General features: G+C 70.4%; 22 protein-coding genes and 1 riboswitch. Of the genes, 14 read left to right on the top strand and 8 right to left on the bottom strand.

Annotated features, from left to right (window positions below):
- Nucleotides 1-110: 110 nt before the first annotated feature.
- The 6 genes from RBS12_RS17750 to RBS12_RS17775 are packed head-to-tail and all read right to left on the bottom strand — an operon-like array spanning nucleotide 111 to nucleotide 6,823.
- The gene (locus RBS12_RS17750; RefSeq protein ID WP_307967483.1) at nucleotides 111-1,085 is read right to left on the bottom strand and encodes a DUF6454 family protein; all 975 of its coding nucleotides are present in this window, start codon (nucleotides 1,083-1,085) and stop codon (nucleotides 111-113) included.
- A complete protein-coding gene (locus tag RBS12_RS17755; RefSeq protein ID WP_307967484.1) occupies nucleotides 1,057-2,691 on the bottom strand; it encodes an inositol monophosphatase family protein in 1,635 nt (544 codons plus the stop codon). The genes RBS12_RS17750 and RBS12_RS17755 overlap by 29 nt, the downstream gene beginning before the upstream one ends.
- The gene (locus RBS12_RS17760; protein ID WP_307967485.1) at nucleotides 2,688-3,836 is read right to left on the bottom strand and encodes an ABC transporter ATP-binding protein; all 1,149 of its coding nucleotides are present in this window, start codon (nucleotides 3,834-3,836) and stop codon (nucleotides 2,688-2,690) included. Before RBS12_RS17760 ends, RBS12_RS17755 begins: the two co-directional genes overlap by 4 nt.
- A gap of 7 nt (nucleotides 3,837-3,843) precedes the next feature.
- On the bottom strand, nucleotides 3,844-4,665 hold the full coding sequence (locus RBS12_RS17765) for an ABC transporter permease subunit (protein ID WP_307967486.1): 822 nt from the start codon (nucleotides 4,663-4,665) through the stop codon (nucleotides 3,844-3,846).
- Nucleotides 4,662-5,672, bottom strand: a complete 1,011-nt coding sequence (locus RBS12_RS17770) for a sugar ABC transporter permease (RefSeq protein ID WP_307967487.1) — start codon at nucleotides 5,670-5,672, stop codon at nucleotides 4,662-4,664. The genes RBS12_RS17765 and RBS12_RS17770 overlap by 4 nt, the downstream gene beginning before the upstream one ends.
- Nucleotides 5,669-6,823, bottom strand: a complete 1,155-nt coding sequence (locus tag RBS12_RS17775; RefSeq protein WP_307967488.1) for an extracellular solute-binding protein — start codon at nucleotides 6,821-6,823, stop codon at nucleotides 5,669-5,671. The genes RBS12_RS17770 and RBS12_RS17775 overlap by 4 nt, the downstream gene beginning before the upstream one ends.
- 291 nt (nucleotides 6,824-7,114) lie before the next feature.
- On the opposite strand from RBS12_RS17775, the gene RBS12_RS17780 reads away from it, so the two are divergent.
- The 9 genes from RBS12_RS17780 to RBS12_RS17820 all read left to right on the top strand — a co-directional run bounded on the left by RBS12_RS17780 (nucleotide 7,115) and on the right by RBS12_RS17820 (nucleotide 15,197).
- Nucleotides 7,115-7,366, top strand: a complete 252-nt coding sequence (locus tag RBS12_RS17780; protein ID WP_307967489.1) for a hypothetical protein — start codon at nucleotides 7,115-7,117, stop codon at nucleotides 7,364-7,366.
- A gap of 231 nt (nucleotides 7,367-7,597) precedes the next feature.
- Nucleotides 7,598-8,350 carry a BTAD domain-containing putative transcriptional regulator gene (locus RBS12_RS17785; RefSeq protein WP_307967490.1) on the top strand — a complete coding sequence of 251 codons (753 nt, stop codon included), beginning with the start codon at nucleotides 7,598-7,600 and terminating at the stop codon, nucleotides 8,348-8,350.
- A gap of 20 nt (nucleotides 8,351-8,370) precedes the next feature.
- Entirely contained in the window at nucleotides 8,371-9,123 is a 753-nt protein-coding gene (locus tag RBS12_RS17790; protein WP_307967491.1) for a hypothetical protein, read from the top strand.
- Nucleotides 9,124-9,235: 112 nt separating this feature from the next.
- Nucleotides 9,236-9,347, top strand: a riboswitch (SAM riboswitch).
- 40 nt (nucleotides 9,348-9,387) lie between these two features.
- Entirely contained in the window at nucleotides 9,388-9,873 is a 486-nt protein-coding gene (locus RBS12_RS17795) for a flavin reductase family protein (RefSeq protein ID WP_307967492.1), read from the top strand.
- 208 nt (nucleotides 9,874-10,081) lie between these two features.
- On the top strand, nucleotides 10,082-11,092 hold the full coding sequence (locus RBS12_RS17800) for an ABC transporter substrate-binding protein (protein WP_307967493.1): 1,011 nt from the start codon (nucleotides 10,082-10,084) through the stop codon (nucleotides 11,090-11,092).
- A 3-nt stretch (nucleotides 11,093-11,095) separates the two neighbouring features.
- On the top strand, nucleotides 11,096-11,977 hold the full coding sequence (locus tag RBS12_RS17805) for an ABC transporter ATP-binding protein (protein WP_307967494.1): 882 nt from the start codon (nucleotides 11,096-11,098) through the stop codon (nucleotides 11,975-11,977).
- Nucleotides 11,961-12,881: an ABC transporter permease gene (locus RBS12_RS17810; protein WP_307967495.1), complete on the top strand. Its 921-nt coding sequence runs from the start codon at nucleotides 11,961-11,963 to the stop codon at nucleotides 12,879-12,881. The genes RBS12_RS17805 and RBS12_RS17810 overlap by 17 nt, the downstream gene beginning before the upstream one ends.
- Before the next feature lie 58 nt (nucleotides 12,882-12,939).
- Nucleotides 12,940-13,872, top strand: a complete 933-nt coding sequence (locus RBS12_RS17815; protein WP_307967496.1) for a TauD/TfdA family dioxygenase — start codon at nucleotides 12,940-12,942, stop codon at nucleotides 13,870-13,872.
- Entirely contained in the window at nucleotides 13,869-15,197 is a 1,329-nt protein-coding gene (locus RBS12_RS17820) for an LLM class flavin-dependent oxidoreductase (RefSeq protein ID WP_307967497.1), read from the top strand. The genes RBS12_RS17815 and RBS12_RS17820 overlap by 4 nt, the downstream gene beginning before the upstream one ends.
- 343 nt (nucleotides 15,198-15,540) lie before the next feature.
- Here RBS12_RS17820 and RBS12_RS17825 read toward each other — a convergent pair whose 3' ends face one another.
- Together RBS12_RS17825 and RBS12_RS17830 are read right to left on the bottom strand one after the other, a co-directional pair.
- A complete protein-coding gene (locus RBS12_RS17825) occupies nucleotides 15,541-16,056 on the bottom strand; it encodes a GNAT family N-acetyltransferase (protein WP_307967498.1) in 516 nt (171 codons plus the stop codon).
- A 20-nt stretch (nucleotides 16,057-16,076) separates the two neighbouring features.
- A complete protein-coding gene (locus tag RBS12_RS17830; protein WP_307967499.1) occupies nucleotides 16,077-18,020 on the bottom strand; it encodes an FAD/NAD(P)-binding protein in 1,944 nt (647 codons plus the stop codon).
- A 251-nt stretch (nucleotides 18,021-18,271) separates the two neighbouring features.
- On the opposite strand from RBS12_RS17830, the gene RBS12_RS17835 reads away from it, so the two are divergent.
- The 5 genes from RBS12_RS17835 (at nucleotide 18,272) to RBS12_RS17855 (ending at nucleotide 23,387) form a co-directional block, all read left to right on the top strand.
- Nucleotides 18,272-19,237, top strand: a complete 966-nt coding sequence (locus tag RBS12_RS17835) for an amino acid ABC transporter permease (RefSeq protein WP_307967500.1) — start codon at nucleotides 18,272-18,274, stop codon at nucleotides 19,235-19,237.
- Nucleotides 19,234-20,016 carry an amino acid ABC transporter ATP-binding protein gene (locus tag RBS12_RS17840; RefSeq protein WP_307967501.1) on the top strand — a complete coding sequence of 261 codons (783 nt, stop codon included), beginning with the start codon at nucleotides 19,234-19,236 and terminating at the stop codon, nucleotides 20,014-20,016. Before RBS12_RS17835 ends, RBS12_RS17840 begins: the two co-directional genes overlap by 4 nt.
- Nucleotides 20,017-20,165: 149 nt before the next feature.
- On the top strand, nucleotides 20,166-21,140 hold the full coding sequence (locus RBS12_RS17845) for an ABC transporter substrate-binding protein (protein WP_307967530.1): 975 nt from the start codon (nucleotides 20,166-20,168) through the stop codon (nucleotides 21,138-21,140).
- A 1-nt stretch (nucleotide 21,141) separates the two neighbouring features.
- The gene (locus RBS12_RS17850) at nucleotides 21,142-22,275 is read left to right on the top strand and encodes an LLM class flavin-dependent oxidoreductase (protein WP_307967502.1); all 1,134 of its coding nucleotides are present in this window, start codon (nucleotides 21,142-21,144) and stop codon (nucleotides 22,273-22,275) included.
- On the top strand, nucleotides 22,272-23,387 hold the full coding sequence (locus tag RBS12_RS17855; protein ID WP_307967503.1) for an LLM class flavin-dependent oxidoreductase: 1,116 nt from the start codon (nucleotides 22,272-22,274) through the stop codon (nucleotides 23,385-23,387). The genes RBS12_RS17850 and RBS12_RS17855 overlap by 4 nt, the downstream gene beginning before the upstream one ends.
- The last annotated feature ends 6 nt before the right edge of the window (nucleotides 23,388-23,393 follow it).

The following is a 23,393-nucleotide window of genomic DNA, read 5'->3' on the forward strand; positions in this document are numbered from 1 at the left end:
CGCGATCTCCGTGGTCCTTCAGGACGTCCGTCAGTACCCGCGGTCTGCCCTGATTCCCGCCCTCGGATCTCCACTGAGGTTGCGAACACCCATAGGTCCGAAGCGCGATGCTACGCGAGCGCCGTCAGGCGTCCCGGCCGCGGGTCAGGCCGGGAATCGTGTCGTACCCGATACGTGAGCTGCTCGGTGCCCGCGGGCTCGTCGCCGTCGTCGGGGGCCACGTGCAGGAGCGTCTCACCGCCGCTGCGCGTGAGCACGAACGGGTTGCGCGTGATCGTGTGGCCCGCCGCGCTGAACGCCGGCACCGGCACCTCTGCCGCGAGTCGGCGCTCCACGAGGTCGACGACGGCGATGCCCCCGAGCTCGAAGACGTCGCCCCGGGCGTCGGGCAGCTCGGCGACGCCCGCGGCGATGAGCCGCCCCGCGCCGTCGTACTGCGCATCCTGGAAGTCGACGAACGCGCTCGGGTTGCCCCATGCCTCGGGTTCGCGGCCGCCGTCCTTGACCGCCAGGCCGTCGAGGCGCCAGCGATAGAAGCGCCTCGAGCCCCAGCTCGCACCGTAGAGCTCGCCTGCGGTGGAATCCGCGGCAAGCCATGAGACATGGTCGGCGACGGTGAAACGCGCCGTCGGCTCGAGGGTGCCCAGGTCGAGCGTGTAGACGATGCTGCGGCTCTCGGCCCGGTACTCGGCCACCGGGACCCACAGGACTCCCCCGGCGACGTCGATCCCGCCCGGGTGATAGGCGTCGCCGTCGCCCACGGGAACGTCCGCGACGAGGGTGCCGTCTGGGTCGATGACGAGGACGTGCCCGCGGCCGCGGCCCTCCGTGCGCAGGGCTGGGTCGGCCGGGAAGGCCATATCCGGGCCTGACTCCGGCACCGGCACCGGGCGCTCGAAGAGCTCCACGGTCGAAAGGAAGATCCTCCCGCCCGAGAACGCCATACCCTGCGGATGGTGCGTCGGGAAGCGGAGCGGGAGCCGGCGCACAAGCTCGAAGCGCGTGCGCCGGCTCCACGTCTGAACCTCCGAGGACAGACTCCCGTCGCGCGGGGGCTCAGCCCACACCCAGTGCGTCCCGCGCATCGCCCTGCGCAGCGCCTCGCGCCGCCGACCACACCTCGTACAGCTCGGCCGCGGCCTCGGGCCGCGCCGCGAGGATCCCGCCGTCGGGCCACAGCGTCGCGTTCCCCGCGTCGTCGAGCAGGACGCCGCCCGCCTCGCGCACGATGAGGACGGCCGCGAGGTGATCGATCGGGCTGAAGCGCTCGATCACGCTGCCCGCGCCGCGTCCGGCTGCGACCCCCGCGAGGGTGAGCGTGCTCGACCCCATGATCCGCATCGTGCAGAAGAGCCCGCGCAGCCCCTCGACGAACGCGTCGAGGCCGGGCCACGGCTCGTACGCCAGGAGCTCCGTGCCGACGACGGTGCCCGTGATGCCGTCGGGCACATCGCCGGCCCCGGCCCGGAGGTCAAGGCGCCGCCCGTCGACCTCCGCCCCGAGGCCCGCGACCGCCGCGAACACCTGCCCGCGCCACACATCGCCGACGACGGCGACGAACGGCTCGCGGTCCACAGCAAGGGCGAGGGAGAACGCCGTCCACGGCACGCCGTTCGCGAGGTTCGCCGTGCCGTCCACAGGATCGACGTACCACGTCGGGACGCCCGGCCGCGCGGCGCCGCCCAGCTCCTCCCCCACCACAAGATGACCGGGGAAGCGCTCGGCGATGACCTCGCGGACGCGACGCTCGACGGCGAGGTCCACGGCCGTGACGTGATCGGCCGCGTGCGCCTTCGCGCCAACGATTCCGATCTCCGCGCCGCGCGTGTACTCGACCGCCCAATGGGCGAGCTCGTGGGCGACGACGATGGCCGCTGCGAGCTCGTCGCTCGCGATCCGCGCCGGCCGAGGTGCGGCCGACCACGCGTCCGGGCCCTCGGCCACGACCCTGCGCAGGGCGCTCAGGCGGTTCGTCGTCACGGCGTCCGCGCCGAGGGCGAGGACCCAGCGCATGGCGTCCTCGTCGTCGACCGTCCAGCACGCGACGCGGAGGCCCTCGGCGTGCGCCGCGTCGATGAGCTCGCGGCTCAGCACGGGGTACTCGGAGTTGACGACGTCGGGGCGCAGCTCCGCGAGGAGCCCGGCAGGCGGGAGGTCACGGCGGTTCCACGGGAGCCACACGCTCGCGTCGCCGTCGAGCGCACGCACCGTGCGCATCGCGTCGAGATCGCCGCACCACGCGACGCGGGCCGCAGGCCCGAAAGCGCGGACGACGGCGGCTGCGGGTTCCGCGCACTCCGGATCCTCGACGTCGATGAGCAGGGTCGATGGCGTTTCGGCCACGAGCGCGAGGGCGTCCGAGAGGAGCGGGATGCGCTCGGTTCCGCCGCCGAGGGCCGCGACCTCGGCCCACTCGATCTCCGAGACGAGCCGGTTGAGTCCCCACAGGCGCTCGAGCGTGCGGTCGTGGAGGAGCACGACGTGACCGTCCCGCGTGACGTGGACGTCGATCTCGACGAAGTCGGCGCCCGCCTCGATGGCGGCCTGCACGGCGTCGAGCGTGTTCTCGCGGAAGCGCTCGACGTCTCCACGGTGCGCCGTGAGCTGACGGTGCGCCGTGGCCAGAGGGCGAGCCGTCCTGGCGCCCTGATCGGACGCGGTGCCGGCGATCTCCGCGGGGGCCGTGTTCACGCGCTTCCCTTCCGGACGAGCTTGCCGTCCTCGAACTCGAGCCATTTCGCGATGTGCGCCCGGCCCCGGGCCCCGACCGCGGGCGGCGCACCGGTCGCGAAGCTGCGCAGCACGGCGTCCTCGCGGCGCACCGTGAGCTCGGCGAAATGGCCACGCGGGACCACGCGCTCGACGGTCGCGGGGAGCCCGGCGTCCGCGGAGCTGCCAGAGTCGCCGTCCTCAACGAACGCCACGTCCTCCGGCCGGATCCCGAGCACCCCGCCGCCGGCTACGATCCGCCCCTCCTCGATGCGCCCTTCGACGCGGTTGAGGCTCCCGACGAACGTCGCGACGAACTCGGTCGCGGGGGCGCTGTACAGCTCGGCGGGGGTGCTGAACTGCTCGATCCGGCCCTGGTTCATGACGGCGATGCGGTCCGACATCGACATGGCCTCCTCCTGATCGTGCGTGACGATGAGGGTCGTGATGCCGAGGCGCTGCTGGATCTCGCGGATGTCCTCGCGGACCTTGACGCGCAGCTTCGCGTCGAGGTTGGACAGGGGCTCGTCGAGGAGCAGCAACTGGGGCTCCTGCACGAGCGCGCGGGCGAGCGCCGTGCGCTGCTGCTCGCCGCCGGAGATGCGGGCGGGTCGCGAATCCTTGTGGTGCAGGAGGTTCACGAGGGCGAGGGCGGCGTCGACGCGTTCGGCGATCACGGCCTTGGACAGTCTTGGGCGATTGCGCAGCCTCAGCGGGAACGCGACGTTCTTCGCGACCGTCATGTGCGGCCAGAGCGCATAGTTCTGGAACACCATCGCGCTGGGCCGCTGCTCGGGGCCGAGGTGCACGACCTCGCGGCCGCCCACCATGATCGAGCCCGAGTCCGGGGTAAGGAAGCCCGCGATCATGCGGAGCGTCGTCGTCTTGCCGCAGCCGGACGGGCCAAGCAGCGAGACGAGCTCGCCCGGACGGACGGCCATGTCGAGGCTGTCGATGATGGTCCGCCCGCCGAGGACCTTGGTCAGGCCCTTGATGTCGAGGCCGCCGGTGCGGGGCGCGCCGCCGGTGCGGGGCGCGCCGTCGGAGGCGGCGCCGTCGGACGCCGGGGCGGTAGCGCTGTCGGCGGCGTGCGACGCCGCGCGGGAGAGGGTGGGATTGCTGGTCATGGCGCCTCTACTTGATCTGGAAGCCTTCGGCGAGCTGGCCGCCGACGATGTGCTTGTGCGCGGCGAGGAGCAGCGCGACGGAGGGGATGGCGAGCAGGATCGAGAACACCGCGGCCACCTGGGTCGGATAGTTGAGCACGAGGCTGTACATCTGGGTCGGCATCGTCATGTAGTCCGGCGCGCCCACGAGATACGTGCCCTGCGCCTCGTCGAAGGACGCGAGGAAGCTCATGATCGCGGCCACGAGGATGCCCGGGAGGGCCATGGGCAGCGTCACGCTGAAGAAGACCCGCAGCTTCGACGCCCCCGCGTCCCGGGCGGCCTCCTCGAGGCTCCGCGGCACGGCCGCGAACGCCGCGGCCGGGATCCACGTCATGAACACGACCGTCCCGAGCACATGCACGATGAGGATGCCGAGGATCGAGTTCATGAGGTTGAACGCGTAGAAGAGCGCCGCGAGGGAGACGAACAGGCCCATCTTCGGGAAGGCGTTCGCCGCGAAGAGCCCGATGAGGAAGAACCGTCGGCCGGGGAACTCGAACCGCGCGAACGCGTACGCTGCGGGGAGGCACACGAGCGCCGAGACGAGCACCGTGAGCGGCGCGAAGAACAGCGAGTTCTGCACCGCGATCCCGAGGCTCCGGTCGCGGAACACGACCTCCCACCAGTGGAGGGTCCAGCCGTCCGGGAGGAGGTTCGGGTACGTCCAGCTGTCCGCGAACGCGCGCACGGCAAGCCATGCAAGCGGCCCGATGATGAACACCGCGAGCGCGACGGCGAAGACCGCCGCGAGCGCGCGGGCGAGGACTTTTCGCGATACGGCGGTCATCGGACGGCCTGCTTTCCGGCGTTTTCCTTGGCCGAGCGGAAGTTCGCCCACACGTACACCGCCGCGATCCCGGACGCGATCGCGAACACGACGAACGCCATGACCACGGCCTGCTGGGGCTGGTTGAACGCCGAGAAGTAGTTCGACATGTCGACGCCGAGCATGTTCGGCGAGTTCGGCCCCGTGAAGTACGGCACGGTGAACGAGCCGAGGATGCCGATGGCCGTGAACGTCGTCGCGATGACAATCGGGACCCCCGCCATGGGGATGACCACGGAGGCGACGACCCTCGCGAAGGAGGCTCCGGCGTCGCGCGCCGCGTCGATCATGGCCCGCGGAACCGCTTGGAGGCCCGAGGTCACGAGGAGCGTCGCGAACGGGAGCGACGTCCACACCGAGCCGATGATCACGGTGACCATCGTGAACGACCACACGGGGAAGTCGACGCCGAACTGCGCGGCGACGCTTCGGAGGAAGCCGTCCGCGGAGTAGAAGCCGAGGATCGCCCACGAGGCGATGACGACGGGGATGAAGAGCGGCACGACCGCGAGCGCGGACAGCGCCTTCGCGATGACCCCGTCCGCGAACTTGAGATACAGGCCGATCGCCACGGCGAGGAGGACGACGACGGCGGTGCTCACGAGCGTCACGACGACAGTCACGATGAGGTCACCGAGGAAGCGCCGGTCCGCGAACATGTCGCCGTAGGCACCGAACGTCGGGAGGCCCTGGGCCTCGTGCACGTTCTGGCCGATGAGGGCGATCGTGTGGTTGAGGCCGCCTGTGAAGCCGAGACTGAAGCCGAACGCGAGCACGATCGGGACGCCGATGAAGAGCGCGATGATCAGGATCGGCGGGAGCGCCATGACGAACCCCCGGGCCTGTCCCGCGCGCGCCGAGCCTCCCGCAGGACGACGGCGGCCCGGCGCGTCAGGCTGCACCGGCCCCGAGGCCGCGGGAGCGGGGCGCGCAGGCGCCCCGCTCCCGGTGTGGAGGCCGGTCGTCACTGGCCCGGGACCTTCTGGTCCCACAGGTTGTTGATGTCCTTGGACATCTGGTCGAAGTACCCCTTGCGGAGGTTGTTCGTGTCCGCGTTCGCGAACTTCTCCTTGAGCTCGGCCGGGAGCTTGTCGAGCGAGATGGCCGGGTAGCCCGAGATGTCCTTGACGATCATCGCCTGCTGCGCGGGCTCGAGCACGAAGTTGGCGAGCTTGACCGCGGCGTCCATGTTCGGCGTGTTCGCCGGGATGCCGAGGTACGCGGCGCCGCCCGTGAACGAGGGGTTGGAGATCTGGACGGCCTTGACGGTCGACGGGATCGAGCCGTTCGCGACGCCGGTCGTGAACTGATCGGACCAGACCGGGGCCATCGAGATCTGCCCGCTCGCGAGGAGCGTGAGCGTCTGCTGGTTGCCGTTCGGGTAGACGCCCTTCTGGTACACGTACGGGGTGAGGCCCTTGAGCTCGGCGAAGCCCTGGTCCCACGTGGACTCGAGGTCCTTCTCGTAGCCGACAGTCATCTTCTGGCGCGCGTCCGCGGGAACGTACTTGTCGAGGACGGTCGCGACGAACGCGCCGCCCGAGCCGCCCGACTTGGGCGAGTTGTACGTGAACTTGCCCGGGTTCGCCTTGATCCAGGCGAGGAGCTCGTCGAGCGTCTTCGGCGGCGTGGCCACGGCCTTCGTGTCGTAGGCGAGCAGCACGGACGAGCCGCGGTACGGGATGCCGCCCGTTCCGCCGGCCTTCACGACGTCCGCCGGGACGCTTCCGAGGGCGGAGATCTTCGTCGCGTCGACCGCTGCGAGGAGGTTGGCGGCGGACGCCTTCGCGACGAATCCGCCGTCGACGAGGTCGAAATCGGGCGCCTTCTTCTGCTCGATCGAGCTCGAGAGCTTCGCGAGCGTCTGAGCGTCGTGCTCGCCGTGGAGGTCGATCGTGACCTGGACCTTGTAGCCGGGGTTGGCCTTCTCGAAGGCCGGGCCGAGGTCCTTCTCCCAGAGGTTCTGGATGTTGGTGTCGCCGCTGATGAAGACCTTGACGGTCTTGGCGCCGGTGTCTCCGGCGTTGGCGGCGGTCGTGCTGCTCTGGGCGCAACCCGTGAGCGCGAGGGCGGTCGCGGTCACAGCGGCGGCAGCCCCGAGGGCGAATCTGAGCTTCATGGAGGTCTCCTGGTACGCGGGCAGGTTCTCTGCCTGGGACGTCTCTGGCGGCATGTGGCGCCTCGCTCCCCCGGGAATGACGCCGACATTCCATCCCAAACCTTTGTCCTGACCACCTGTCAACGTCGAGGTTTCCGCCGGGTGAACGGACCCGGAAGCTTGCCATACGGACGGCTCACGGACTCAATCCCGCACCACGCGTCACTTCCCCGCCTAGACTGCCTCTCATAAGTGGGGGTACTTCCGTGCACCCGCCAGCTTTGGCCCCACCGCGCCACGACAGAGGAGAAGATGGCACAGCATTCGGCGCCCGACGCAGATTCCGAGCCGCATGAGGCGGGTCTCGAGGAGCTCGGCACCCTCGTGCTTCGCGTATGGAACGGACCCGAGCCGGAGGACGGTCCGCGAATTCGGGTCCTCACGTCCGACGGCGCATGGGAACCGTCCGAGCTGACGCTCACCTCCGACCCCGCCGCGGCACTCGACATTGTGCGCTCGTGGCTCGCGGGTCGAACTGCAGACGCGGGCTCGAACGAGAACTAGCCCGTGTGACGCCGCCCTGCGGTGACTGCCCCGTGTTACAGCCGCAGTCACAATCTCGGGAGTGCACTCGCGGTAAGCCCAAAGATCTGGTCAAGTTGAGAAAATCCATTGACTGGATTATCTCCCCATCGTCATGCTTGTAGACGTTCAGCTGGCGTGCATCTGCGGGGAGAATCGCTCACAAGACGAATTTCCCGCGGGCTCTCGCTTCTCGATGGAGGGTCACCGCCCATGGAATGGGAATTACGCCTCTTGGGATGCTGGCAACTCCTCCGCAACGGGACCACCGTCCCTGTCGGAGCCCGCCAGCAGCGCCTCATCACGGCACTCGCCCTCTTGGGCCCCAAGCCCCGCTCGTTCCTCGCGGGTCTCCTCTGGCCCGAGAGCACGGATCAGCAGGCCTCGGGAAGTCTCCGGGCCACCGTGTTCAAAGTCCGCCATCAGCTCCCCGGCCTCCTGGGCGACGCCTCAGAGCCCGTCTCCCTCTCAGCCGGCGTCGTCGTCGACCTCGACAGCGTCCGCCGAACCGCGGAGGAGGCCCGCGCGGGCAACGCGGTCGACGCGCGGCACGCCGAGCGCCTCTACTCGGCCGAGCTCCTCCCGGGCTGGTACGACGACTGGGTCATCTTCGAGCAGGAGCGGCTGCGCGAGCTGCGCATTGCCGCCCTCGAGTCGATCGCCCAGCAGTGCCTCGCCCAGAACGATCCGCACGCCGCGATTGCCGCCGCCATGCACGCGGCCGCCATCGAACCGCTCCGGGAGTCCGCCCACGCGCTCGTGATCCGGGGCCAGCTCCGCGCCGGGAACGCGGCGGGAGCCCATCGAACCCTCGAGGACTTCCGCCGCAGGCTCCGCGACGAAATGGGCCTCGCGCCCTCGCGACGGCTCGAGGCCGCCATCGGGGGAAACTCGGCCGACGACCTCGGCCTTCCCGGACCGCATGCCGCGAAGGCCCACGCGGACCGGGTCCTCATCCATCGCTAGCCCCGGAAGGATGTGGCGGCATGGCTCGTCGCCCCCAGCACAAGATCTCGGCCGTTCTCCTGGCAGCCCTCGCCGCCGCGACGCTTGCGGCGGCCATTCCCGCGTCGGCCTCCGCCGAAGGCCGCGGACCGTCCGACGATTCGAGGGCCTCCTCGTCGCTCGACGCAGCATCCTCGGCGATCCCCACCTCCGCCCGCCCCCTCGTCACGGACGCAGCACGGTCCGAGGCCGTCCTCCGCCCCGAAGGAGGCAAGGCGGTGGCGACCGCCGTCGCCACGAGCGGATGCGACGGGTGCTCGGGGACCGCGACGACCCTCCAGACCGTCACGCTCGCAGGCCGCGCCGCAGCCATCGGAGACAACGTCGCGACCGCCTGGTCGAGCTGCGCGGGGTGTTCGTCGACCGCGGTGTCAGTCCAGATCATCACGGGCCCCAAGGCTGCGGCCGTCCAGGCCAATAACCGCTCCCTCGCCCTCAACGTCGCGTGCTCGGGCTGCAGGACGACGGCCGTCGCGCTCCAATTCGTGATCCTCGGCGGCACTCGGCGCGATCTCTCGGCCCAGACGAAGGCCCTCATCCAGCGGATCGAGCAGGAGCTCGGCCTCACGCTGTCCGCGCAGAACGCGCGCAAGGACGACGATCCGTCCGAGTCGGGCCACGACGACGCCCGGCGTTCGGCGGATGAGTCCGCCGAACGGGCCCGCCAGGCCATCAAGGACGACACCGGCGCGGACGACGTCTCCACGCGCGTCGACGTCGAGATCGGGGACTGAGCGCCGCAACACGGCGTCACGCACGGTCATCAACGGGCGTCCGCGACGCCGCGTTGCGGTGTTACGGGCGCCCTCGACCAGCCGTCGGGGCGGCGCCTAAGGTCGAGTCCAGGATCAAGAGTCCCGGCGGAAAGCTCTGGCTGGCCGGGCGGCAACCCTCTCCCGTAGCGGGGTGCCCCAGATGAGGATCCGGCCGCGGTGGCCATCCGCGGCAAGTACGGCGCCCGTCAAGGGCGTCCGGTGGGGAATGCCGAGGGACAGCCGATGACCGTGACAACTGTGCAGAACACCGTCGACGGGGCGGAGCTCCGCCGCGCCATGGGGCACTGGGCCACCGGCATCTCGGTCATCACCACGGACCACGCGGGCACTGTCGCGGGACTCGTGAGCAACTCGTTCACCTCCGTGAGCCTCGAGCCCGCGCTCGTTTCGTGGGCCGTGGACAAGCGGTCCTCGTCCTTCGATGTCTGGAACTCGACCGACAACTTCGCCGTGCACATCCTGTCCGAGTCGGACCGCGGTCTCGTGCAGCGCTTCGTAGCGAGGGGAACGGACAAGTTTGCGGGACTGGCCTGGGAGCCCGGCGCGCTGGGCTCGCCGATCGTGGCCGACGACGTCCCGCGCATCGAGTGTCGCCTCTGGCAGCGGGTGGACGCAGGGGACCACGTGATCCTGATCGGCGAGGCAGTGAGCGTCTCGGATCCGGAGAGCTTCCGTCCCCTGACCAACCACGTCTACTGGGCGAAGTAGCCTTCACCGCCCTGTAGCGCGCCGAGCCCGCCGCCCCGGTCGGAGGCGCCTCACGTCCGGGCGCGGCGGCCTCGGCCCGCCCTTCTCGAACCCACACCCCCTACCTCGAACTACCTCTTTCACGCTGCGCGCGGACTGCCCATCGGCCACTTCGACGCGCGCTCCACACGGCTGCCTTCGTGCGCCGCAGAACCCCTAGGAAAGCCCCATGAAAAGCATCACGTCCATCGCGGGCGCGGCCACCGCCGTCGTCATCGCCCTCGCCGTCTCGGCCTGCTCAGGCCCGGCCGCAGCCTCGGGCGGCGGGCATCAAGTCACCGAACTCCGGTACCAAGGCTCCGCGAACAATGTCACCCTGCCCGAGCTGGCCGAGGATCTCGGATTCCTCGGCGACGTCAAGCTCAAATGGGTCGGGAACACCACGAGCGGCCCGCAGGACATCCAGTCGGCCGCGACAGGCCAGACGGATTTCGGCGGAGCGTTCGCCGGCGCCGTCGTCAAACTCGTCGAGGCGGGGGCGCCCGTAAAAGCCGTGGTGAATTACTACGGCGAGGATGAGAAGACCTTCTCGGGCTTCTACGTCAAGAACGAGAGCTCGATCCACAATGCGCGCGATCTCATCGGCAAGAAAATCGCGGTCAATACGCTCGGGGCCCATTCGGAAGCGGTCATCGACACCTGGCTCGAGAAGAACGGGCTGACGCCGGACGATATCAAGCAGGTGCAGCTCGTGGTCCTCCCGCCGAATGACACGGAGGAGGCTGTTCGCCGCGGCCAGGTGGACGTCGGCTCGCTGAGCGGGCCCCTCCAGGACCACGCCATCGCGGCTGGCGGCCTGCGCTCGCTCTTCAGCGACTATGGACTGTTCGGGGCCTTTGCGGGCGGCCAATACGTGTTCCGGAGCGATTTCCTCGCCCAGAACCCGGATACCGTGCGCACGTTCACGACCGGCGTCGCGAAGGCCATCGAATGGGAGCGCACGACTCCACGCGACCAGGTGATCCAGCGCTTCACGGAGATCATCCAGAAGCGCAATCGCGGCGAGAGCACCGCGAACCTCCAGTACTGGAAGAGCGTCGGCGTGCCGAACGCGGGAATCGTCTCCGACGCCGATTTCTCCCGCTGGGATTCGTGGCTCCGCGAGACGGGCATTCTGAGCAGCCCCATCACGCCGGCCAAGTACTACACCAACGAATTCAATTCCCTCGCGAAAGGGTGAGACATGACCCCGAAAATCAGCCTCCGGGACGTCAGCCAGCATTTCTCGGTGCGCGGCGGAACCCTGACTGCGCTCGAAAGCCTCACGCTCGACGTCCGTGAGGGCGAGTTCCTCACGCTGGTCGGGCCGAGCGGCTCCGGCAAGACCACGCTGCTGGACCTGCTGGCGGGGCTCACGAAACCCACGTCCGGCGAGGTCCTCGTCAACGGCCGCCCCGTCACGGGACCGGGACCGGATCGTGCGGTCGTGTTCCAGCAGTACGCGCTCTTCCCGTGGCGCACGGCCTCGCAGAACGTCTCGATCGGGCTCGAAGGAACGGGTCTGAGCCGCCGCGAACGCGCCGAGAAGGCCAGGCACTACCTCGGGCTCGTGGGCCTCGCCGGCTTCGAGGACCGCTACCCGCACGAGCTCTCGGGCGGCATGAAGCAGCGCGTGGCGATCGCCCGGAGCCTCGCCTACGAGCCGGACATCCTCCTCATGGACGAACCGTTCGCCGCGCTCGACGCGCAGACCCGCGAACAGCTCCAAGGCGAACTGCTCAAGATCTGGCGGACGACGGGCAAGACGATCGTCTTCATCACCCACGGCATCGAGGAGGCCGTCTACCTCGGCCAGCGCGTCGCCGTCCTGAGCTCCCGGCCCGGGCGGCTCAAGGCGATCGTCGACGTGGACCTCCTGGCGTACGACGACGAGGCCGACATCCGCTCGCACCCCGCCTTCGTCGAATATCGCCACCGGGTGTGGGACCTCCTGCACGACGAGGTCCGCCGCGCTCAGGAGGCCGGCCACCGGAAGATCCTTCCCGACGGCTCCGCTCCCGACGAGCCGGCCGCCGCCGTGAACGACCAGCACGAAAGGAACCTCGTCAATGTCAGTGCTCGCTAGCTCTCGCGTCGCGTCCACTCCGCGAGCCCTCGAGGCGGCCACGGCCGCTGCCCAACAAGACGCCGGGCAGGCTTCGACCGATCAGGCCGCGGCGACCCACCGCCGGGAGGCGGGCCGCGCGCTCCGGCGGGCCGGCGCCGTCGTCCGATCCGCCCTCTGGAAGTCCGCGGCGATCGTCGTCTTCCTCGCTGTGTGGGAGGCCGGGCCGCTGTGGCTCGTGCCGCCGTCGACCCGGGTGTTCCTTCCGCCGCTGCACGAGGTGCTCATCGCAACGTGGAAGCTGCTCGCGAGCGGCGCGCTCGAGGGGCACCTCGCCTCGAGCCTCACGCGGTCGGTCGCTGGGTTCGGCGTCGCCGTCGTCCTCGGGGTCGCCGCGGGCCTGCTCATCGCGTGGTACCGCCCGGTCAACACGTTCATCACGCCGCTGCTCGAGGTCTTCCGCAACACCGCGGCGCTCGCGCTGCTCCCCGTGTTCACGCTCCTGCTCGGGATCGGCGAGGAATCGAAGATCACGATCGTCGCGTACGCGGCGTTTTTTCCGGTGCTGCTCAACACGATCGCGGGCGTGCGGACGGTGGATCCGCTGCTCGTGAGGGCCGCGCGCTCGCTCGGGCTCTCGAACCTCGCGCTCTTCCGCAAGGTGATCCTGCCCTCGGCCGTGCCCACGATCTTCACGGGAATCCGGATGGCGGGCACGGCCTCGATCCTGGTCCTCATCGCGGCGGAGATGGTCGGGGCGAAGGCCGGGCTCGGCTACCTGATCGTCAACGCGCAGTCGAGCTTCCTCATCCCAGACATGTACGCCGGAATCCTCACCGTCTCGCTCCTCGGGCTTGCCGTGAACTCGCTCCTCGTCGCCCTCGAACGCCACTTCTCGCGGTGGCGGGTCGAGGTCCGCGCCTAGCCCACCGCTCCACCACCCTGCCCACCCTCGCCGCCTCAATCACGCAAAGGACCCCGACATGACTGCCGCCATCGACACCCGCCTCGAATTCACGAAGCTCGGCTCCCGCATCGGCGCCGAAATCCGCGGCCTGGACCTGAGCCAGGACCTCTCGGACGACGTTGTCGCCCAGATCCGCGAGGCCCTCAACCGGCACAAGGCCCTCGTATTCCGCGAGGCCAACATCCGCACCGACGAGCAGCAGGTGCGCTTCGCGTCCCGCTTCGGACCGCTCACGAAGGCGCACCCGACGGTCGCGTCGGTCACCGGCGCCGAGAACGTGCTGCCCGTGGACAGCGAGGACGGGTCCGCGAACACGTGGCACACCGACGTCACGTTCGTGCTGAACCCCCCGCAGGCCTCGACGCTGCGCAGCATCGTGGTCCCCCGCTACGGGGGCGAGACGCTCATCGCATCGTCGGCCGGCGCATACCAGGACCTGCCCGCCGAGCTTCGGAACTTCGCGGACACGCTCTGGGCGATCCACACGAACGACTACGACTACGCCGTGCCGAAGAATCTCGAGCACGAGGGCGCCGAGGACCGCCGCAAGATCTTCACGCGCGTCAAGTACCAGACCGCGCATCCCGTGGTCCGTGTGCACCCGCTGACTGGGGAACGCGGGCTGTTCATCGGGGGCTTCGCGCAGCGGCTCCGGATCGTTGGCCTCTCGAACACCGAGTCGAAGGACATCCTGCGCCTCCTGCAGGCCTACATCACGCGGCCCGAGAACATCGTCCGGGTCAACTGGGAGCCGAACCAGCTCGTCCTGTTCGACAACCGGATCACCCAGCATTACGCGCCGTCGAACTACGACGACCAGCCCCGGCGCCTCAACCGCGTCACGATCGCGGGCGACATCCCCGTAGCAGTCGACGGCAGCCGCAGCCAGGCGATCGAGGGCGACTCGTCGCACTACTCGGCGGTTGCCTCCACCCAGGCGGGGGCATGACCGTGGCCCGCAAACTTCATCTGAACGCGTTCCTCATGAGCACGGGCCACCACGAGGCGTCGTGGCGGCTCCCCGAGAGCGATCCCCACGCTGGGACAAGCCTCGCGCACTTCACGCGGCTCGCGCAGACCGCTGAGCGCGGCAAGCTCGACTCCGTGTTCTTCGCAGACTCCCCCGTGCTGTGGGGATCGGTCGAGCGGCGGCCCGTGAGCGCCGTCGAGCCGACCGTACTGCTCGCCGCGCTCGCGGCAGCCACCGAGCGAATCGGGCTCATTGCGACGGCATCGACAAGCTACAACTCGCCCTACAACCTCGCGCGGCGCTTCGCGTCAATCGACCACCTTTCCGGGGGCCGCGCCGGGTGGAACGTCGTGACGACGGCGGGGGCCGACGCCGCGCGGAACTTCGGCCTCGACGACCAGCCCCTTCACCGCTACCGGTACGAGCGCGCCGCCGAGTTCCTCGATGTCGCCTTCAAGCTGTGGGACTCGTGGGACGACGACGCGATCCTCGCCGACAAGGCGGCCGGGGTGTGGGCGGACGAGGGGCGGGTTCACGCCGTCGACCATTCCGGACCGCACTTCTCGGTGCGTGGCCCGCTCGACATCCCTCGCTCTCCGCAGGCCCACCCGGTCATCGTCCAGGCGGGATCCTCGGAGGACGGCAAGGATCTCGCGGCGCGCTATGCCGAGGCCGTGTTCACGGCGCAGCAGACCCTTGAAGAAGCACAGGCGTTCTACGAGGATCTGAAGGCTCGGACCGTGGCCGCAGGGCGCGATCCAGACTCGATCAAGATCCTGCCGGGCATCGTCCCGGTGCTCGGCGGGACCGAGGCCGAGGCGCTGCGCCGCGAGCGCGAGCTCGACGAGCTCATCCGGCCGGAGTACGCGCGGATCGAGCTTGCTCGGACCCTTGGCGTGGCGCCCGAGGAACTCCCGCTCGACCGGGAGCTGCCTGCCGATCTCCCGGACGAGGACGAGATCGAGGGCGCCAAGAGCCGCTACACGCTCATCGTGGAGTTGGCCAGGCGCGAACGGCTCACGGTGCGCGAGCTCATCGGGCGCCTCGGCGGGGGCCGCGGCCACCGGACGTTCGCCGGCACGCCCGAGCAGGTCGCCGACGCGATCGAATCGTGGTTCGTCGCGGGGGCCGCAGACGGGTTCAACATCATGCCGGCCGCGCTCCCCTCAGGGCTCGACGAGTTCGTTGACCACGTGGTGCCGCTGCTTCAGGCCCGTGGCCTGTTCCGCGAGGAGTACACCGGCACGACGCTGCGCGAGCACTACGGCCTGGGGCGTCCGGCCAGCCGGCTCACAGCGGTGTAGCACCCCTCACACGCCGCGCCCCCGACTGGTGGATTCTCCAACCGGTGGGGGCGCGGCGTTTCGCGCGTCACGTCGGCGCCGGGTTCCCCAGTTCTTCCGCCGGGTTCCCCGATTTCTGTGTCGTTGTCTGAGCTGAGTCTCGCGTGCGTCCCCGGTATTCCGCGGAAGGGCGCGGCGTCGTCGTCGGCCGTGCCCTAGAAGCTGGGGAACCCGGCGCCGAAGGCGGGGAGTCCGGCGCGGAAGGCGGGGAGTCCGGCGCCGAAGGCGGGGAGCCCGGCGCGGAACGTGGGCAACTTGGCGCGGAAGCCGAGGAGGTCAGACCGGCAGAGCCGCTCGCGCTGCCTCAGCCCAGGTGCTTCTCGAACGCGAGGTGACCGAGTTCCTCGGGATCCGCGTCGAGGTCGAAGAGCGGCGTGTACCCCGCCGCGAGGTACAAGGCGACGGCCTCGGGCTGCCGCGGGCCCGTCGTGAGGTAGAGGCGGGAGTAGCCGCGCTTCGCGGCCTCGGCCTCGAGCGCGCCGAGAACCACGCGGGCGAGGCCGCGACGCCGATGTTCGGGGTGCGTCCAGATCCGCTTGAGCTCCGCGGTCCGCGCATCGAAGCGCCTGAAGGCCCCACCCGCGACCGATGTCCCCGCCTCGCGCACCATGAGGAACGCCCCGTGCGGCGGGGCGAAGTCCTCGGCCGGGAAGCGTGCGAGCTCGTTCGTCGCCCCGCCGTACCGGTCGCCGTAGCGAGCCGTGTACTCCTCGAGGAGGCCCGAGAGCAAGGGCGCGACGCGGGGATCGCCGAGCCGCAGCGGCAGGATCGTGTGGGCGGCCGACGGCGACTGGGCGGCTTGCGTGGACGGGCTGGTCACAGGGGGTCCTTTCGGGAGGGTCAGCCCGCGAGGCTGTGCACGAGGGCGACGGCGGATTCGATCCGGCCGAGGGGTTCGGACGTGAGCTGGGCAAGGACGCGCCGCGCGAGCGCGTCGGTCTCCCGGAACGGCGCGGCATTGCTCTGGGGGCGTGCGAAGGCGCCGGCCCCCCAGCCCGTCGTCCCCGCCCCAACGGCGAAGAGCCAGCCGGAAGCGGTGCCGAGGACCCGGGCGTCGTCGCCGGTACGGAGGCGACCGGCCAGGTCCGCGCGCGCGAGGCCGTCGGCGGCGAGAGAGCGCAGCACGGGGTTGGCCGATCCCGCGAGAGCGGGCCCGGGAAGGCGGGCCTCGACGAACGCGCTCGCTTCCGCGGCCACGGCGCCGCCCGCGGCGCGTGCCCGGAACATGCCCGTCGACTCGTCCGCCTCGACCCGCAGGTCTGGCCCGAGGAACTGCACGAGGCCAGCCCGTTCGAGGGCGAGGAGTTCGCGAAGCCGCCGAGGCGGGGGGCCGGAGTCCACGAAGCTGAAGAAGCCGTGCCACCACCCGCACACGATCTCGCGCGATTCCGGCGAGAGCCGATCAAGTGGCACGAGCCGACCGAGATCCATGTAGGCACGCAGGAGGCCGAGGAACAGACCCAGCGTCTCGGTGCGGTCCCCCGAGTCGCGCAGCCGCAGGTCCTCGCGGACGTGGCGTACGACGGCGTCGTGCACCTCCGCTGCCGCTCCCGAGAGGCCCTCGAGGGGCCGGTCGAGGCGCGCGAGGTCGAGGCGGTCCGCGGCGACGGGGACGGCGGAGCGGACGAGGGCGTCGAGCGCGGCTCGAGAGGATCGGGCCGCGACCCCGAACCGGGCCGAGAACTCGGCCCAGGGAACCCTCGCCCGCTCGGGGTAGCCCGTGAACAGCTCGCGGTAGTACGCGTACTCGACGTCCTTCGCGATGAGCGGCCACAGCTCGCCCACGAAATCGATCTCGCCGCGGCGCGCAAGCAGCGGCGCGACGGCCTGCTCCGTGAGGAACCGCTGAGGCCCGGGCTCGTCCCCGCGCAGAGGTCCGCGCGCCTTCGAATGGTAGGGCACGCCGCGCCGTGATCCGGCTAGGAGGCGCGGCTCGCGGCCCGACCGCACGTACGTCAGCGCTCCCTCCTCGGGACCCGCAGCGTGGTCGGGCACGAAGCGCCCTCCGCGCCCCTCGAACAGCAGCACCATGAGGTCGACGAACGCGAGGCCGAGGCCTGAGACGATCACATCGGCTCCCGGTGCGAGGCCGGTGAGGTCGGCGTCGGTCGTGTAGTCCGGCGGGACGTAGGCAGTACCGTGCCGGAGCGCAAAGTCGGCAAGAGCGGACGACGACGGCGACGGCACCGCATCCGTGTGCCCGAGGGCGAGGACGACGGCGTCTGCCGCGAGCGAGTGCCCCGAGGCGAGGTGCACGCGCGCCGGCCTGCCACGACCCGGCCGAGCCTCGACCTGCACCGCCGTGTCACGGTGCACGGTGACCGGAACTCCCGCGCGCCCCAGCGCAGCGACAGCCCGGCGGAAGAACCACTCGAGGTACAGCCCCTGGAGGCGGCGCGTCGGGAACGAGTCTGCCGCGAGGCCCCGCGCCTCGGCTGCGAGCTCGGGGGCGGCGTCGAGCGCGCGCCGCAGCTCGGCGTCGTCCGCAAGGAAGGTGCCGGGCCCGCTCACGGCGGCGGCCCACTCGACGAGGCTCGGACCGTCGACGACGGGCCCCTCGCAGTCGACGGACGCATCGGTGAACGCCGTGACATCAGCCGCGCGAGAGTTGAGAGCGAGGAGCGGGGATTGATGCTGCCGCCAGATGCGCCCAGATCCAGGGGCGTGGGGCTCGACGACGTGGATCTCGAGGGTGCCCGACGCCGGGAGGTTCGCGGCCAGCCGTTCGAGGAGCATGGCGGCGCGGGGCCCTCCCCCGACGACGGCGAGAACAGCTGGCTGCACGACGGTCCCCCTCTCACGGCCGACCCGCGCGGGCCGTTGAGCAGCCACGGTAGGCCTCCGCCTCCGGGTCTTCCACCGCCCTGCCACACGCCGTCACGGCCCGTCGCACAGGGTCACCATGACGTCGTATTTCTGAACGTGACGCTTCACGTCTTTGGGTGACGCCGCGCAACGGGTGCGTTGAGAGGCCCCAGAGGCACTCCTAGATTGAGGACCACTCCCGCCCGCCCACTCGCCGAAAGAGAGCTCCCATGTCCGCCGCATCATCGACCGCCGGCGCCGTTGTGCCAGCGTGGCCGCGAGCCGCCGGACGGCCCGACTACGCGTCCTACGCCGTCGTCCCCGCCCGCCACCCGTGGCGCTGGGCGGGCACCGCCGTCGTCGCCCTCGTGACGGCCGCCATCATCTGGAGCCTCGCGACGAACCCCCGCTGGGAGTGGGGCGTCGTCGCCCAGTGGTTCACGGCCCAGTCCGTGCTCACGGGCCTCGCCGAGACGCTCAAGCTCACCGTGGTCGCGGGGACGCTCGGATTCCTCCTCGGCTTCGTCCTCGCGCTCATGCGGCTCTCGTCGTCGCCGCTCCTCGTAGGTGTCGCGTGGACGTTCTCGTGGATCTTCCGCTCGACTCCGCTCCTCGTCCAGCTCCTGCTCTGGTACAACCTCGGCTACCTGTACGAGAAGATCAGCCTCGGCATCCCGTTCACGGACGTGCGGTTCTTCGAGGCGCCTACCACGACGCTCATCAGCCAGTTCGCGGCCGCGGTCCTCGGCCTCACGCTCAACCAGGCCGCGTACTCCGCGGAGATCATCCGTGGCGGGATCCTCTCCGTGGACCACGGTCAGCTCGAAGCCGCGGCCGCCCTCGGCATTCCGGCGTGGCGGCGTTCGACCCGGATCGTTCTCCCGCAGGCCATGCGGGCGATCCTCCCGACGGCGTTCAACGAGATCATCGGGCTCGTGAAGGGCACGTCGATCGTGTATGTCCTCGCGTACTCGGAGCTGTTCTACACCGTGCAGGTCATCTACAACCGCACCCAGCAGGTCCTCCCGCTCCTGCTCGTCGCGACGGTCTGGTATGTCGTCATCACGTCCGTGCTGAGCGTCGCCCAGTACTACATCGAGCGCCACTTCTCGAAGGGCGCCGTGCGGACGCTCCCGCCGACGCCGCTGCAGCGGGCGCGGGCGTTCTTCTCGGTGCACGCCAAGGGGATCCGATGACGCGCGGGCTCGTCGAGATCGTCGACGTCCGCAAGTCCTTCGGAACCCACGAAGTCCTCAAGGGCGTCTCGCTCACAGTTCAGCCGGGCGAGGTCGTCGTCGTCCTGGGACCCTCCGGCTCGGGGAAGTCGACGCTCCTCCGGACGATCAATCACCTCGAGAGGGTCGACGGCGGGTACGTCGCCGTCGACGGCGAGGTCGTGGGCTACCGCCCGTCCCGGGGGAAGCTGCACGAGCTCCGCGAGCACGAGGTACTCAAGCAGCGGTCCGAGATCGGCTTCGTGTTCCAGGCGTTCAACCTCTTCCCGCACCTCACCGCGCTCGAGAACATCGCAGAAGCGCTGGTCTACGCTCAGCGCAGGCCCAAGATCGAGGCCCGGAAGCGGGCGCTCGAGCTGCTCGGCCGCGTGGGCCTCGTCGAGCGCTCGCAGGCCTACCCACGCCAGCTTTCCGGCGGGCAGCAGCAGCGCGTCGCGATCGCACGCGCCCTCGCCCTCGATCCGAAGGTCGTGCTGTTCGACGAGCCCACGTCCGCCCTCGATCCCGAGCTCGTCTCGGAGGTCCTGGACGTCATCCGCGACCTCGCCTCGTCCGGGACCACGCTCATCGTCGTGACGCACGAGCTGGGCTTCGCGCGCGACGTCGCCGACCGCGTCGTGTTCATGGACGACGGCGTGATCGTCGAAGAGGGGACGCCCGCCCAGATCTTCGGGGCACCCCGCGAGGACCGCACGCGCGCGTTCCTCTCCAGGTTCATCGAACCCACCTTCCAGATCTGACGGCCAGCTTGGCAAGCAGTGGCCACTCGTTCGTCAAGAGGTGGCCGATTCTTGCCGTCCTATCCCCGAGAGGTTTTCCGTTGACTCCCGCACCCACCCACACCCCGCCTCGCACCCAGGCGAGCACGCCCCGACGCACGTTCGCCGCGCTGGCATTCTGGAAGACGCTCGCCGGGCCCGCCGCCGTCGTCCTTCTCGCGCTCGCCGGATGCGCCGACCCCGGCGCGCAGGCCGCGGGCGGCAGCGCGTCCGCGACGCCGTCGAACGGCGTCCACTACAACCTCGCCCCCGAGCAGAACCGGATCCGAGCGCAGAAGGACCCTGCGGCCGCAGCCAAGGTCCCCGCCGCGATCGGCGCGGACGGGAAGCTCACGGTTGCGACGACGGCCGGCTCGATCCCCCTGAGCTTCCAGGCGACCGACAACCGCACCATCATCGGCTCCGAGATCGACATCGCGCAGCTCGTCGCGGACAAGCTCGGCCTCGAGCTCGACCTCCAGCAGACCTCATGGGAGAACTGGCCGCTCAAGACGCAGTCAGGCGCGTACGAGGCAGTGTTCTCGAACGTCGGGATCAATGCGGACCGGGCGAAGCTCTTCGACTTCTCGACCTACCGTGCCGCGTTCATGGGCTTCGAGGCGAAGAAGAGCGCCACGTTCACCGTCAATGGCGCCGACGACATCTCCGGCAGGAAGGTCGCCGTCGGCTCGGGGACGAACCAGGAGAAGATCCTCCTCGCGTGGAACAAGGACCTCGAATCGCGCGGCAAGGCACCCGCCGAGCTGCACTATTACGCCTCGGAGGCGGACACGATCCTCGCGCTCTCCTCGGCGCGGATCGACCTCAACCTCGCGCCCTACCCCTCGGTCGTGTACCGGGCGGCGACCCGGGATGACCTCAAGGTGGTCGGCAAGGTCAACGCAGGATGGCCCAAGGAGACGCTCGTCGCGGCGACCACGAAGCGCGGCAACGGGCTCGCCGACGCCATCACGGCGGCGGTCAACTCGGCGATCGCCGACGGCTCGTACCGCAAGGTCCTGGACCGGTGGGGCCTTGGCGACGAGGCCGTGCAGAAGTCCGAGACCGTGACGTCCGAGACGCTCGCGCAGAAGGCAGGGAGCTGACATGAAGTTCCAGCTGCTCGACATCATTCCGCACCACCGACATCCGCTCACGGGCGAGCGTGTGCGCCCCGCGGACCGGCTCGCCCAGGTCATCGAGACCGCGCAACGCGCGGAGGACCTCGGCTTCGACTCGTTCGCGGTCGGGGAACGGCACGCGGGCGAGTTCCTCTCGTCCTCTCCCGCGACGGTCCTGGCCGCCATCGCTGTCGCGACCTCCCGCATCCGGCTCCACACGGGAGTCACGGTCCTGTCCGTCCTCGATCCGGTTCGAGCCGCCGAGGACTACGCGACCGTCGACCAGCTCTCGCGGGGCCGCCTCGAGCTCACGATCGGCAAGGGCAACGAGGTGCTCCAGTACCCGCTCTTCGGGCTCGACCTCGCCGATCAGTGGGACCTCCTCGCTGAGAAGCACGAGCTCCTGCGTCGCCTCTGGCACGAGGAGGGCGTCACGTGGAGCGGCCGCTTCCGGCCGCCCCTCGACCAGCCGACGACGACGCTCCCGCGACCGTTTGCCGGCCCGCCGAGGATTTGGCACGGCAGTGCGACATCGATCGCGTCGGCGGCCCTCGCCGCGAAGTGGGGCGAGCCGCTCTTCACGGCCAACGCCATCCAGCCGCGCGAGAACTACAAGGTGCTCATCGACCACTGGCGTGAGCAGTACGCCGCCCACGGCCACGATCCGCGCCACGCGTATCTCGGCTCAGGCAGCGGCGCGGGCGGGATCTTCATCGCGGACACCACCCAGGAGGCGAAACGCCGCTTCGGTCCGGTCTACGAAGCACTGACGGCGGCTCGGGACGTTCCCGGGAACAACACCCCGTTCCGGGACATCGACCACGCCGTGGCAGAGGGTCCGTCACTCGTCGGCAGCCCCGAGCAGATCGTGGACAAGATCCTCTCGTACCACGAGCTCTACGGGCATGACCTCCAATCCGTCTCGCTTCCGACCGTCCTCCCATTCGACGAGCAGCTCGCCGTGCTCGAGCGCTTCGCGCTCGACGTCGTCCCCGCCGTCCGAGCGGCGGCACCCACCACGCTGTGGGGCGACAGCGACCCGTATTCGGGGCGACCCGAAGCCGCACCGCCGGGGACAGAACCCCTGACACCACGCACCCCGCAAGGAGCCGCATCATGACCCGTCCCAACGGACTCATCGGCCTCGACCTGGACGACGCCCACCCCTCGGGGTGGCGCTTTGCCGCCGCCCCGCCGTCGTCCGCCTTCTCCCCCGAGCGCTCGCTGCGGCGGGTTCTCGACGCGGAGTCGGCGGGCTTCCACTTCGCGACGTTCTCCGACCCGACCCCCGCGCGCGGGGCTGACGAGCACGGGCGGCTCGACGCCGTCCAGCGCGCGGCCCACGCCGCCCCTCTCACGCGGACCATCGCGCTCGTGCCCGAGGTCGAGGCCACCTCGACCGAGCCGTTCCACGTCTCGACCCAGCTCGCAAGCCTCGACTACGTGAGCTACGGTCGCGCGGGGTGGCTCGTCGCCGTCGACGGCTCCGCCCCGCGGCACGCCGCCGTGGGGCGCGGCCCCCTCGCCGCCGACGACGCGTTCGTCGAGGCCGCCGACGCCGTCGAAGTGGCGCGGCGCCTGTGGGACACGTGGGAGGACAACGCCGAGATCCGCGACGTCGCCGCCGGCCGGTACCTCGACGCGTCGCGCGTGCACTACGCCGAGTTCCGCGGGCGCAGCTTCTCCATCAAAGGGCCCTCGATCATCCCGCGTCCCCCGCAGGGCCAGCTCCCGGTGTTCGCCCCGTATGGGCAGGTTCCGCCGGCCCAGGCGGATGTGCTCCTCACCACCGCTCCGGCGTGGGACCTGCTCCTCGCCGAAGCAGCGCTCGTGCGCGACGAGAATCCGGAGCGTCTCGTCGTCGCCGAGCTCGATCTCGTCCTCGACGCTCGCGGCCAGGCGGGGGGCGAGCGGCTGGCGGCGCTCGACGCGACGTCCTCGTGGCAGTCTCCGCACGCACTCTTCGCGGGCGGCCCGGCCGAGCTCGCCGACTACCTCGGCGAGCTCCTCCGCGTGGCCGACGGCGTGCGGCTCCACCCGGCCGTGGTCGACGTCGACCTCCCCGAGCTCGCGCAGCTCGTCCTTCCCGAGCTGCGCCGACGCGGCCTTCTCGCCCCGACTGTCCCGGACACCTCGCTGCGGTATCGCCTCGGGCTGCGCCGGCCGCCCAGCCGCTATGCCGCCGGCCCCCTGCCCGTGTACCCGGCGCCCACCGCCGATTCCACGATCTGAAAGGCG

The sequence above is a fragment of the Sinomonas sp. ASV322 genome (assembly GCF_030908245.1).
In the GTDB taxonomy this organism is placed as follows: domain Bacteria; phylum Actinomycetota; class Actinomycetes; order Actinomycetales; family Micrococcaceae; genus Sinomonas.

Excerpts from the sequence above, each read along its gene's own strand:
- RBS12_RS17785 (WP_307967490.1), top strand. The coding sequence starts at position 7,598 with ATGGAATGGGAATTACGCCTCTTGGGATGCTGGCAACTCCTCCGCAAC.
- RBS12_RS17815 (WP_307967496.1), top strand. The coding sequence starts at position 12,940 with ATGACTGCCGCCATCGACACCCGCCTCGAATTCACGAAGCTCGGCTCC.
- RBS12_RS17800 (WP_307967493.1), top strand. The coding sequence starts at position 10,082 with ATGAAAAGCATCACGTCCATCGCGGGCGCGGCCACCGCCGTCGTCATC.
- RBS12_RS17810 (WP_307967495.1), top strand. The coding sequence starts at position 11,961 with ATGTCAGTGCTCGCTAGCTCTCGCGTCGCGTCCACTCCGCGAGCCCTC.
- RBS12_RS17750 (WP_307967483.1), bottom strand. The coding sequence starts at position 1,085 with ATGCGCGGGACGCACTGGGTGTGGGCTGAGCCCCCGCGCGACGGGAGT.
- RBS12_RS17850 (WP_307967502.1), top strand. The coding sequence starts at position 21,142 with ATGAAGTTCCAGCTGCTCGACATCATTCCGCACCACCGACATCCGCTC.
- RBS12_RS17840 (WP_307967501.1), top strand. The coding sequence starts at position 19,234 with ATGACGCGCGGGCTCGTCGAGATCGTCGACGTCCGCAAGTCCTTCGGA.
- RBS12_RS17820 (WP_307967497.1), top strand. The coding sequence starts at position 13,869 with ATGACCGTGGCCCGCAAACTTCATCTGAACGCGTTCCTCATGAGCACG.
- RBS12_RS17775 (WP_307967488.1), bottom strand. The coding sequence starts at position 6,823 with ATGAAGCTCAGATTCGCCCTCGGGGCTGCCGCCGCTGTGACCGCGACC.
- RBS12_RS17790 (WP_307967491.1), top strand. The coding sequence starts at position 8,371 with ATGGCTCGTCGCCCCCAGCACAAGATCTCGGCCGTTCTCCTGGCAGCC.
- RBS12_RS17835 (WP_307967500.1), top strand. The coding sequence starts at position 18,272 with ATGTCCGCCGCATCATCGACCGCCGGCGCCGTTGTGCCAGCGTGGCCG.
- RBS12_RS17805 (WP_307967494.1), top strand. The coding sequence starts at position 11,096 with ATGACCCCGAAAATCAGCCTCCGGGACGTCAGCCAGCATTTCTCGGTG.
- RBS12_RS17795 (WP_307967492.1), top strand. The coding sequence starts at position 9,388 with ATGACCGTGACAACTGTGCAGAACACCGTCGACGGGGCGGAGCTCCGC.
- RBS12_RS17855 (WP_307967503.1), top strand. The coding sequence starts at position 22,272 with ATGACCCGTCCCAACGGACTCATCGGCCTCGACCTGGACGACGCCCAC.
- RBS12_RS17780 (WP_307967489.1), top strand. The coding sequence starts at position 7,115 with ATGGCACAGCATTCGGCGCCCGACGCAGATTCCGAGCCGCATGAGGCG.
- RBS12_RS17760 (WP_307967485.1), bottom strand. The coding sequence starts at position 3,836 with ATGACCAGCAATCCCACCCTCTCCCGCGCGGCGTCGCACGCCGCCGAC.
- RBS12_RS17765 (WP_307967486.1), bottom strand. The coding sequence starts at position 4,665 with ATGACCGCCGTATCGCGAAAAGTCCTCGCCCGCGCGCTCGCGGCGGTC.